This window comes from Spirosoma sp. KNUC1025, assembly GCF_045160025.1.
In the GTDB taxonomy this organism is placed as follows: domain Bacteria; phylum Bacteroidota; class Bacteroidia; order Cytophagales; family Spirosomataceae; genus Spirosoma.
This window is the reverse complement of the sequence record NZ_CP087139.1, coordinates 1,529,175-1,540,736: the sequence shown is the minus strand read 5'-3', so window position 1 is coordinate 1,540,736 and position 11,562 is coordinate 1,529,175. Positions and strand designations below refer to the sequence as shown.

The following is an 11,562-nucleotide window of genomic DNA, read 5'->3' as shown; positions in this document are numbered from 1 at the left end:
TGTCAACCATGAAGAACACTACTCGTTTTTTAATCTGTGCAACGCTCCTTGTTTTACCACTTCTGGGGTTCAGCGCTAAAGTCGACACGCTGGACGTACCGAGTGCTGCTATGAACCGAAGTATGCGGGCAGCAGTCGTACTTCCGGAATCGTATGCGAAGAGCAAGACAACCTACCCTGTTCTGTACCTGCTTCACGGCGGAGGTGGTCAATTTAGCGACTGGCTCAAACAAACACCGGATAAGATGCTGATTCATAAACTGGCGGATCAGTATAATCTGATTGTGGTGATGCCCGAAGGTGATCGGCTCAGTGGTTATCTGGATAGTCCGACGCAAAAAGACAATCTGTTCGAAACGTACCTGACCAAAGAGGTAATTGGCAAAATCGACAATACGTACCGTACCATTCGCGATAAGAAAGGCCGGGTCATAACGGGTTTGAGCATGGGCGGTCATGGTGCCTTATATCTTGCCACCCGGCATCCTGAGCTTTACTGTGCAGCTGGCAGCATGAGCGGAGCTGTCGATCTGAACTACAAGACCTGGCGCCTTGATCCCGGTTTTGAACAACGTATTGAGCCGCAGTTCAGTCGTATTCTCGGACCAATGGGGTCAACTCCCGACAATTATGCCGCAAACTCAGTGGTGTACATGACCGACAAGATCAAAGCCAACGGCCAAAAAATCATCATTGACTGCGGTGTCGACGATTTCCTGATCGAGCCAAACCGCGAACTACACCGCCGACTGGTCTATAGCAAAGTTGAGCACGATTATACCGAACATCCGGGTGGACATACCTGGGATTACTGGCAGAATTCGCTGCCCTACCACGTCCTGTTTTTCCAGAAAGTCCTGAAAGCCAACGGCACAATCGCTCAATGATACGGTTGGTCATGACCGTCATTGGTCATTAAGTCATTAGTTGCTATTCGTGCTCGTCTGCGATTGTATTGCGGATGAGCATGCTGGAAACACATAAAACTCTGCTACGATGATCAAAACGCTTCTTTTTGGCCTTAGCTTCTTTGTTACGTTGGCCTCGATGGCGGCCAAAGTCGATTCGCTGAATGTGCCAAGTACCGTTATGCAAAGGACCATGCGGGCGGTGATTGTATTGCCTGAGTCCTACGCAAAAAGCAAAGCTAATTATCCGGTGTTGTACCTCCTTCACGGCGGATACGGCCATTTCAATGATTGGATCACCAAATCGCCTGATAAGAATCTGATTCAGCGGTTGGCCGATCAGTACAATCTCATCATTGCCATGCCGGAAGGGGAAGTATTCAGTTACTACCTCGATAGTCCGGTCCGAAAAGACAGCCAGTTTGAAACGTATCTGACCAAAGAAGTCATTTCTAAACTGGACAATACCTACCGGACCATACGCGACCGTAAAGGACGGGTCATTACAGGTCTGTCGATGGGAGGCTACGGGTCGCTTTTGCTGGCCGCCCGTCACCCCGACCTCTACTGTGCAGCCGGTAGCATGAGTGGCGCGCTTAACCCCGACATGCAAAGCTGGAAACTGCCACCCGATATGGCTAAAGGCATTAAACAGGAGTTTGAGAAAATACTGGGACCTATCGAGCAGGTGCCGGATACCTACGCGACGTTCTCAGTGATTAATCTGGCTGATAGGTTGAAAGCCAATGGTCAGAAACTGATTTTTGACTGTGGCGTCGATGACTTCCTGATCGAACCGAACCGGGAATTACACCGTCGGTTCGTCTTCAACCAAACCCCTCACGATTACAGCGAACGCCCTGGCGGACACAGTTGGGAGTACTGGCAAAATTCATTACCAAACCATGCCCTGTTTTTCCACAACGTCCTGAAAGAAAATGGCTCGATTACTCAATAAGCCGTCATTAATGAAACAGACTAAACTTTTCGTGTTTGCGATTAGCTGGCTTTTAGCCATACAATCATTAGCCGCCAAGGTCGATACACTGGATATTTCAAGCGCCAGTATGAATCGGACCTTACGGGCGGCAGTTGTACTGCCGGAACGATACGTCAACGCTAAAAAGCGGGACGCTACCCCCTTTCCGGTCCTCTACCTGCTTCATGGTGGCACCGGAAGTTTCCGCGACTGGTTAACCAAACTGGCTGATAAGACCTTACTCCATCGGCTGGCGGATCAGTACAACCTGATTATCGTTACGCCCGATGGCGATCCAACAAGCTATTATTTCGATAGTCCGCTCGTAAAAACCAGCCAGTTCGAAACATTCATTTCAAAAGAACTGATTGACAAGATCGACAATACGTACCGCACCCTTCGCGACCGTAAGGGGCGGATCATAGCGGGTTTGAGTATGGGTGGGCACGGGGCCATGTTCATCTCAAGTCGGCATCCTGATTTGTATGGCGCGGCCGGAAGCATGAGTGGCGTCATGAACATCAATACGGCTACCTGGAAAGTACCTGCTGAATTTGCCAAATCACGCTCGGAGAATTTTTCTAAGCTGCTGGGCCCACCAAAAGAAGGCGATACGCCCTATCCAGGTTACACAATGGTTACTCTGGCCGACCAGTTGAAGAAAAATGGTCTCCCACTAATTTTCGACATCGGTGTTGATGACTTTCTGATCGTAGGCAATCGGGAGCTACACCAGCAGCTTATGGAAAACAAAACCCCACACGACTATACCGAACGACCCGGCGCCCATACCTGGGAATACTGGGAAAATTCGCTACCGTATCAGGTCTTGTTTTTCAGCAAAGTTCTGAAAGCGAATCAAGTAGCAATCCCTTAAGCGTTCGTCCGTGATGCAATTGCGGACGAGCAATCGAAAAACAGTCGACAAGCAAATGACCACAACCCTAAATCGTTAATGAAAACAGTTCTTTCTCTTTTCTTGCTGAGTCTGCTTGGAGCAGCCGCTTTTACCTCAACGAAGGATTTCGACACGGTAAAGGTTGAGGGCGGACTGATTTCCGGTACGCTCAATCAGGACGGCGACGTACATATTTTCCGGGGAATTCCGTTTGCCGCTCCGCCCGTTGGTGACTTACGCTGGAAGGCACCCCAGCCCGTTACGTCCTGGACAGGCGTTCGGAAGTGTGATGCATTCGGACCAAGTCCGGTACAGGGAACGCCGAATCCATTCGGTCCGTGGAGCGCCGAGTTTCTGATTCCGAAAGCGCCCATTAGTGAAGATTGCCTGTATCTGAACGTCTGGTCGGGTGCGAAATCGGCCAGTGAAAAGCGACCTGTGCTGGTCTGGATTTACGGAGGTGGGTTTTCGAGCGGAGGAACTGCCTGCCCGATTTACGATGGTGAGGCTACCGCCAAAAAAGGCATTGTTTTTGTCAGCATAAACTATCGGGTCGGGCCGTTTGGCTTCTTTGCTCATCCCGAACTCACTAAAGAATCGGGCGCATCCACGCTGGGCGAATCCACGCCGAGCCATAAGGCATCGGGCAATTACGGGCTGATGGACCAGGTAGCCGGTTTGCAGTGGGTGAAGAAAAACATTGCCCAATTCGGGGGCGATCCGGCCAACGTAACCATCGCGGGCCAGTCGGCCGGGTCAATGAGTGTGAATTGCATGGTAGCGACCCCATTAGCCAAAGGGCTGTTCAAAAAAGCCATTGCTGAAAGTGGCGCCAGCTTTGCCAATTCACAACCAACACTTCAGCAAGGCGAAGAAGCCGGACTGAAAATGGCGCAGGCACTTGGGGCCTCGTCGCTGGCCGAACTCCGCGCTAAACCCGCTGACGAAATCCTGAAAAAAGCACAGGGACGCGGACCGATTATTGACGGATACGTACTGCCGGAGTCTATTCCAGCCATTTTTGCGGCTGGCAAAGAAAACGACGTAACGCTGCTGACGGGCTGGAACGAAGATGAGGGCATGTCTTTCGGTCCAAAGAAAAGCGCCGAAGAGTATCGTAAACAGATTCAGCAGCAATACGGCGCAAATGCTGACCAATTTCTGAAATACTACCCGGCCAGCACGGATGCCGAAGCGGCCGCGTCGCAGGTGAAGATTTCCAGAGACATGATCTTTGGTGCGCAGAATTACACATGGGCTAACATTGCGAGCCGTAAAGGGAAGCCTGTGTACGTTTATCGATTTACCCGAAAAGTTCCGGCGATGGGCGAGTACGCCCACTACGGCGCTTTTCACACGGGTGAGGTCGCCTACGCCTACGACAATCTCAAATTCATCGACCACAAGCTACGTCCCCTGGAGCCGACCGATACAGAACTGGCCCGGACGATGTCAGCTTATTTTGCCAATTTCATCAAAACTGGCAATCCAAACGGCAAAGGACTTTCTCAATGGCCCGCCTATTCGGTAAAAGACAAGCAAATTATGGTTTTGGGCGATAAAACCGCTGCGCAGCCACTACCCGACGGCCCCGCGCTGGATTTGATGTTCTTATCCATGAGCAAACGCTAAAACTGGTCATTGGTCATTCGCTTCGCTGTCATTAGGTAGTCATTAATTGTCATTATCTCAAACAAGGATTGGCTATTAATAACAGTGAAGCGAATGACCAATGACAATCAATGACTACTACTTAAAACAACCTATAATTACAAACCCAATGAAAACCAAAGCGCTACTGTTTTCTTTAACCGCTCTTACCTTACCTCTTTTCACCATAGCGCAAACGCCCAAAGCAGCGTCGGCGCCAATTATGGCGGGGAAAGATATTGCCGTTGTACCGACCGAATCGGGTAAAGTTCGCGGCTATGTTCACAACGGTACGTTCACCTTCAAGGGCATTCCCTATGCAAAGGCCGAACGGTTCATGGAGCCATCAAAACCCAACTCATGGACGGGTGTACGTTCTTCGATGACCTATGGCCCCGTTTGCCCGATGGACCCAACCACGACAACGAACGACGAAATTGAATTTCCGTTTCATCACGACTGGGGCTACACCAACGAAAACTGCCTGAGCCTGAACGTCTGGACACCCCAACTGACCGAAGCGAAGAAACGGCCGGTCATGGTATGGTTTCACGGCGGGGGCTTTACGGCGGGTTCATCCGTCGAGTTGCCTTCCTACGATGGTGAGAATCTGGCTAAAAAAGGTGATGTGGTGGTTGTCTCGGTCAACCACCGGCTGAACATACTGGGCTTTCTGGATTTGTCAGCGTACGGTGAAAAGTACAAAAACTCGCCTAATGCCGGGCTGATGGATTTGGTCTCGTCGCTGGAATGGGTGAAGCAAAACATCGCTCAGTTTGGTGGCGACCCCAATAACGTAACGATTTTTGGTCAGTCGGGCGGGGGCGGAAAAGTTACGAGCCTGATGAATGCCCCATCGGCCAAAGGCTTGTTCCACAAAGCTATCGTGCAAAGCGGCAGCTACCTGACCAGTTTTACGGAAGCCGACGTAGCCAAGAAAGTTAGTGCCGCTCTGCTGGAAGAATTGCATTTCCAGCCCAATCAGATCGATTCGCTGCAAAAAATCTCGTACGAGCGCCTGAACGCAGCCGGAAAGAAAGCACTACGTAAAGTGAACGAAAGCCTGCGAGGCCAGGGACAGCCCGGCTTTGGAATCGGTTGGGGACCCATTCATGATGGCACTTTCCTGCCTTACCAAATTTCGGACCCGGCAGCGATGGCACTCGCCAAAAACATTCCGCTACTGGTGGGGTCAACCAAAACCGAATTTGGCCCATTCAACCCAGCCAACCGCGTAACTGATATGGAAGCGGCTAAAGTAGCGATGCAGAAACGAATTGGCGACAAAACCGATGCCTACATGGCCGCCGTAAAGAAAGCCTACCCCGAAACAACCAGCCCAGCCGATTACATCAACATCGATATTAATTTCCGGGCGGGAGTTATCCGGCAGGCCAATCAGAAAGCCGTTGCGGGCGCTGCGCCCGTTTACATGTACCTGTTCACCTGGAATTCGCCGGTAAACGATGGGCTGTACAAGTCAATGCACTGCATGGAAATCCCGTTTGCTTTCAATAACATCGCCCGGTGTGAAGAAATGACGGGGGGCGGTAAAGATGCCTATGCGCTGGCCGATAAAATCAGTAATGCCTGGATTGCGTTTGCCCGCACCGGCAATCCAAACAATAAAAGCTTGCCCAACTGGCCGCAGTACACCGCCGAAAACGGCGCTACGATGCTGTTCGATAACACCTGCCAGGTGAAAAACCACCCCGACAAAGAACTGCTTGAAATTGCCAGCGGAAAGTCGATGTAAGGAGGGGTTGAAGAGGGACAGGAACCTACTGTTAAAGGCCTTTTCATACTTGAAATTGCTTACGAGATTACAACTGTGTAGCGGTGCTATTTTTGTATCAGTAAGATGCGTTCCAATATAAAGAACTCCGAAGAAGTGACAGTATATATCACTTCTTCGGAGTTCTTTGTCAATAGGTTCGATACTAAGCTATAATCAGTTTATGTGATAGAGGCCGTCCCGACTACGACATTATCAAAAGAACAATCAATTTGTAACCGCTCCAAATTTTACAACTTCCTATAGAATACTTCGCTAAGGAACTATTAAGCTCTCATACAACTAGCCTAACAGGCAGCAATTTGTCCCTTTCCAAGCAGGTGTCGTAAGTGATTCTATACGAATGAACTCACTTTAGAAACCGATTTTTTTACCCTTGCTATACTATTCTGAAGATGCCCTTTTTTGAGAGGCTGCTTGTTGGAAATCGATGTTTCACATCTGTCGGAAGGTGCTTGCTCAGAAACTGGCAAAGCTGACTTATAATCGCACTGATAGCAAAGGCTTGACGACTGAATAACCAAAGCAATTGGAATTAGAGAAGCAGGTCTGACAAAATTTCTTAGAAGTAAAATCAGGCCGAACAGAATAGCCGGTATGCTCAACAGTTGACCCATATTCAAACGCATAGTGTCTTCAAAGGCTACCTGATTTTCCTTAAAAAACTCCCAGACAAACCGGAAGCCAAATACCCAAATCAAAGAAAAACCCAACATGGTCCCCGATACCACCCGGCCACGGTAGTTTTTCCAGTACCAGAACAGTCCAATGAACAAAATCAGGTACGATAACGATTCGTAGAGTTGAGTAGGATGGCGAGGTACCTGGCTAAACTCGTGATCTCTAATGAAGACGAAGGCCCAGGGTACAGTGGTCGGTTTACCAAAAATTTCGGAGTTCATTAAATTCCCGAATCGAATAAAGGCCCCTGCTAAAGCCCCCACAATGCAGATTCGATCACTAACCCACAAAAACGTTTGACCGCTGGTTTGACTTGACTGGCGACGTGAGTAGAGCCAAAGGCCAATAACGATGCCTATTATGCCACCATGACTCGCCAATCCTTCGAAGGGAGGGGTTATAATCCGTAACGGATTTTGCAGAAACATGGTAGGCTCGTAAAAAAGAAAATGACCCAACCTTGCCCCTACGATGGTTGACAAGACCATCGTTATCAGCAGTGGATCAATATGCGATAGCGGTTTTTTCTCTGTTTTGAAGATGTACGTCATTAGTTGAACGCCGATCAGAAATCCGGCGGCAAAGAGTAAGCCATACCATCTTACAGGCCAGGAGCCAATGTGAAAGATTTCTGGGTCAACATCCCAGGTAATGTATTGAAGCATAGTTTTCTGCGGTACAGTCTTCTTTATATTAAGAAACAGCAAGATAGGTAATTGATTTTGTAACAATCGGCAAATGCGACCTAACAAGTAAGGCACGGCCTGAATACTACCAGATCAACGTCTTTTCTCAACAGAACAATAAAAAACATCCTTACCAGAAGCAAATCGCCCAGCCTCGCAGCACGTAGCGACCAAATCCAATCAATTGCTTGTCAAATCCCTATGCGACCTGTCAGAAGGGGAGGTAAACGTATTTCTTCTACAAACATTAGGTCGCTACGGGACGGAGATGTGGAGTTAAGAAGTCGGCTATGCGTGTCACAAAACATCTAATAAGTCCATTTACAACGTATTGAACAACGCAATATCAATAGGAAAGCAGGTTTTGTAGAGGCTGATGACTAACTTACTAAAAGTTTTAAACGTCGGGGAGTTAAAAACGACTCAAAAGCCACTTTGTCAGTTGGCCGTTGGGAATACACAAACAACCTGACTTTGACTTACTCAATTTGCCTGACGTGCCAATTCATACATGAAAAAAATAACCCGCTTTCCGCTCCAACAATCTCTGCTTCCACTGGCAGCCGTTGGCCTGACTACCTGGGTAGGGCTTACCGGATTTATGGATGATCCCATTGGGTCACGTATCAAAAAGCTGGCGCCCCAAAAAGCCGTTGAAATGGCAAAGGCCGTTGAAGCACTGGTAAAACCCCAGCTGGCTGATGGGCTTACGCTGAATTTGTGGGGTGTCGATTCGTTGGTGTCCGACCCGATAGCCATCGACATCGACGATCAGGGGCGGCTGTATTATACCCGGACCAACCGTCAGAAAAATTCAGAGTTCGATATTCGCGGACACCAAGATTGGGAAATCGAATCGAACCGGCTCCAGACCGTTGAAGATAAACGGGCTTTTCTGCACCAGGTTCTATCCCCCGCCAACAGCAAAAAAAACGAGTGGCTTAAAGACGTCAATGGCGACGGTTCGCACGACTGGCGCGACATGACGGTAGAACGCGAACAGGTTTTCCGGCTGGAAGATACCAATGGTGATGGCGTAGCCGATCTGTCAAAAATGGTCGTAAACGATTTCCACGACGAAGTTACCGACGTTATGGGTGGCGTTTTGTCGGACGGAAACGATTTGTACGTTACGGTAGCCCCGGACCTCTGGCGGTTGCGCGACAAAAATGGCGACGGTATCCCTGATGAAAAGAAATCGCTCTCACACGGTTATGGTGTTCATGTCGGTTTTAGTGGCCACGGCCTATCGGGTGTTGAAATGGGTCCCGATGGCCGTATTTACTGGCAAATCGGCGACATTGGTTTTAATGGTGTTGGGCCCGATGGTAAAAAGTGGGAACACCCTAATAGCGGTGTCGTGGTCAGGTCGAATCCCGACGGCAGTGACTTTGAAGTGTTTGCCTATGGCGTTCGGAATACGCACGAGTTTGTTTTTGACGAATACGGAAACCTGATTAGCGAAGACAACGACGGCGACCATCCCGGCGAAAAAGAACGGCTGGTGTACATCGTAAACGGGTCTGATACGGGCTGGCGCAGCAACTGGCAGTACGGCAAATACCGCGACCCGCTGAACAATACCTATAAGGTCTGGATGGATGAGCAGATGTATAAACCGCGCTTCGACGGACAGGCTGCTTATATTCTGCCACCACTCGCCAATTTTGTCAGCGGCCCTACAGGCATGCTTTACAATCCGGGCACGGCGCTGAGTCCGAAGTATAAGAATACGTTTTTCATTGCCGAATTTGTCGGAAGCCCGGCAGCATCGGGTATCCATGCTTTTACGCTGAAGCCTAAAGGTGCGTCGTTTGTGCTGGATAAGTCAAAAAAAATCCTGGGCAACGTGCTCGCAACGGGCATCGATTTCGGACCGGATGGAGCCATGTACGTAGCGGACTGGATCAACGGCTGGGATACCAAAGATTACGGTCGCGTCTGGAAGCTTGATGATAAAGATGGCGCCAACTGGGCAGAGCGGGCTCTGACGAAAAAATTACTCGCGCAGAATTTCAGTAAAACACCCGTTAGTGAACTGAGCAGCTATCTGAAAAATGCGGATATGCGCGTTCGGCAGAAAGCACAGTTTGAGCTGGTGAAGCGGGGTGAAGCAGGCGCTACGGTTTTCGGACAAATGGTCCAGCAAACCGAGCATCAGCTGGCCCGCATTCACAGCATCTGGGGATTAAGTCAGTTAGCCCGTAAGGACGCTAAATACGCCCAGCGCCTTATGCCACTCCTCAAAGACAGCGACGCTGAAATCCGGGCGCAGGCGGCTCGCTGGCTGGGCGACATGCGTTACGTTGCGGCTGGTCCGGCGCTGGTTCCGATGCTGAACGATGAGAACAGCCGTACACGCTTTTTTGCCGCCGAAGCGCTGGGACGTATTGCGTACGCACCGGCCATCCAGCCGTTGATTACACTCCTGGAGAACAACAAAGACGAAGATACCTATATCCGTCATGCGGGCAGTCTGGCAATGGCACGTATAGGCAAAGCCGAACCAATCATTGCGTTATCGAGTCATTCGTCGCGGGCGGTACGTATTGCGGCAGTGGTAGCCCTTCGGCGTATGCGCAATCCTGGCATTGCTAACTTCCTGAACGATAGTGACGAATTTATCGTAACCGAAGCCGCCCGTGGCATCAACGACGACCTGTCGATTCCGCAGGCGCTACCGGCATTGGGTAAAGTGCTCGCTACGACCAAGTTTACCAATGAACCGCTCATTCGCCGGGCTATCAACGCCAACCTGCGGGTAGGAACGGCTGACGCCATGCAAAACCTGATTCTATACACCAATGGCAATGGAAATCCGGTGGCGCTACGTGCCGAAGCCATGGACGCGCTGAGCACCTGGGCAAAACCATCGCTGCTCGACCGGGTTGATGGTCGGTATAGAGGGCCTATCACCCGCGACCCAGCGGTGCTTAAGACCAAATCAGCCCAGCTATACACGGCGATGGCGACAAATTCTGAACTGCCACTACGTCGGAGTGCCATCCGGGCCATTAGCAAGTTATCGATTACTGCTGCCGGTCCTGTTCTTATCGATCGTCTTAAAAACGACAAGGAAGCCGAAATTCGGGAAGAAGCACTCCGGGCACTAGCTGCTCTCAACGACAAGCAGATTGGCACAGCCATCGAGACAGCCCTTGCCGACAAGGATAAACGGGTACGGGTAGCTGCGCTGGACCTGATCGGCAAAACCAGCATGCCCAAAGATCAAATGATTGCTCAATTGTCGGATGTCCTGAAAACGCATTCAACCGAAGAAAAACAGGCTGCGCTGGTAACGCTGGGGAAACTACCGATTGCCAATACCAAGCCCATTTTCGACCAGTTGCTCGCGGACCTGTCGGCGGGCAAACTGCCTGTCGAACAGAGCCTTGAACTGGAAGAAGCCATCACCGAAACCAAGTCGCCCCAACTCATCGCCCAGTATAAGGCGATCTTAGCCAAACAGTCGCCCGATGCCGTTCTGGCTTCCTATCAGGCTAGTCTGTTCGGTGGCGAACCCGACAAAGGACGTCGCATTTTCTTCCGGCACCAAACCGCTCAATGCATTCGCTGCCACTCGTATGATGATTTAGGCGGTAACGCGGGTCCTCGGCTCAATGGGGTAGCTAGCCGCCTGACGCGCGAACAACTGCTCGAAGCGGTCGTTAATCCAAGCGCTCGGCTGGCTCCCGGTTTCGGGACGGCTACGCTTGAGATGAAAGACGGCAAAACGCTCAGTGGTATCGTGCAGAAAGAAACGGATTCGGAACTGGTGCTGAAAAGTGGCGACGAGCCTGATCTCACCATTCGAAAAGACCAGATTGCCAAGACGACCTACGCTCCATCGAGTATGCCCGATATGAAGTATCTGCTCACTAAACGGGAAATTCGGGACGTAATCAGTTTTCTGGCAACGCTGAAGAATTAACAAATAGCCCACAATTGCTTACGATCGATACAAA

7 protein-coding genes are annotated in these 11,562 nt (G+C 50.2%); 6 read left to right on the top strand and 1 reads right to left on the bottom strand.

What is annotated here, in order from left to right; all coding sequences use genetic code 11:
- Nucleotides 1-8: 8 nt before the first annotated feature.
- The 5 genes from LN737_RS06800 to LN737_RS06780 all read left to right on the top strand — a co-directional run bounded on the left by LN737_RS06800 (nucleotide 9) and on the right by LN737_RS06780 (nucleotide 6,191).
- Entirely contained in the window at nucleotides 9-887 is an 879-nt protein-coding gene (locus tag LN737_RS06800; protein ID WP_405517350.1) for an alpha/beta hydrolase family protein, read from the top strand.
- Between the two features lie 109 nt (nucleotides 888-996).
- Nucleotides 997-1,866: an alpha/beta hydrolase family protein gene (locus LN737_RS06795; protein WP_405517348.1), complete on the top strand. Its 870-nt coding sequence runs from the start codon at nucleotides 997-999 to the stop codon at nucleotides 1,864-1,866.
- A gap of 10 nt (nucleotides 1,867-1,876) precedes the next feature.
- Nucleotides 1,877-2,764: an alpha/beta hydrolase family protein gene (locus tag LN737_RS06790; RefSeq protein ID WP_405517346.1), complete on the top strand. Its 888-nt coding sequence runs from the start codon at nucleotides 1,877-1,879 to the stop codon at nucleotides 2,762-2,764.
- 78 nt (nucleotides 2,765-2,842) lie between these two features.
- A complete protein-coding gene (locus LN737_RS06785; protein WP_405517344.1) occupies nucleotides 2,843-4,417 on the top strand; it encodes a carboxylesterase/lipase family protein in 1,575 nt (524 codons plus the stop codon).
- Nucleotides 4,418-4,565: 148 nt separating this feature from the next.
- Nucleotides 4,566-6,191, top strand: a complete 1,626-nt coding sequence (locus tag LN737_RS06780; RefSeq protein ID WP_405517343.1) for a carboxylesterase/lipase family protein — start codon at nucleotides 4,566-4,568, stop codon at nucleotides 6,189-6,191.
- Between the two features lie 374 nt (nucleotides 6,192-6,565).
- Here LN737_RS06780 and lgt read toward each other — a convergent pair whose 3' ends face one another.
- Entirely contained in the window at nucleotides 6,566-7,576 is a 1,011-nt protein-coding gene (gene lgt, locus LN737_RS06775) for a prolipoprotein diacylglyceryl transferase (protein ID WP_405517341.1), read from the bottom strand.
- Nucleotides 7,577-8,108: 532 nt separating this feature from the next.
- Here lgt and LN737_RS06770 point away from each other — a divergent pair.
- Nucleotides 8,109-11,528: a HEAT repeat domain-containing protein gene (locus LN737_RS06770; protein ID WP_405517339.1), complete on the top strand. Its 3,420-nt coding sequence runs from the start codon at nucleotides 8,109-8,111 to the stop codon at nucleotides 11,526-11,528.
- The last annotated feature ends 34 nt before the right edge of the window (nucleotides 11,529-11,562 follow it).

Coding starts and splice junctions, on each gene's coding strand:
- LN737_RS06780 (WP_405517343.1), top strand. CDS start 4,566: ATGAAAACCAAAGCGCTACTGTTTTCTTTAACCGCTCTTACCTTACCT.
- LN737_RS06785 (WP_405517344.1), top strand. CDS start 2,843: ATGAAAACAGTTCTTTCTCTTTTCTTGCTGAGTCTGCTTGGAGCAGCC.
- LN737_RS06795 (WP_405517348.1), top strand. CDS start 997: ATGATCAAAACGCTTCTTTTTGGCCTTAGCTTCTTTGTTACGTTGGCC.
- LN737_RS06790 (WP_405517346.1), top strand. CDS start 1,877: ATGAAACAGACTAAACTTTTCGTGTTTGCGATTAGCTGGCTTTTAGCC.
- LN737_RS06800 (WP_405517350.1), top strand. CDS start 9: ATGAAGAACACTACTCGTTTTTTAATCTGTGCAACGCTCCTTGTTTTA.
- LN737_RS06770 (WP_405517339.1), top strand. CDS start 8,109: ATGAAAAAAATAACCCGCTTTCCGCTCCAACAATCTCTGCTTCCACTG.
- lgt (WP_405517341.1), bottom strand. CDS start 7,576: ATGCTTCAATACATTACCTGGGATGTTGACCCAGAAATCTTTCACATT.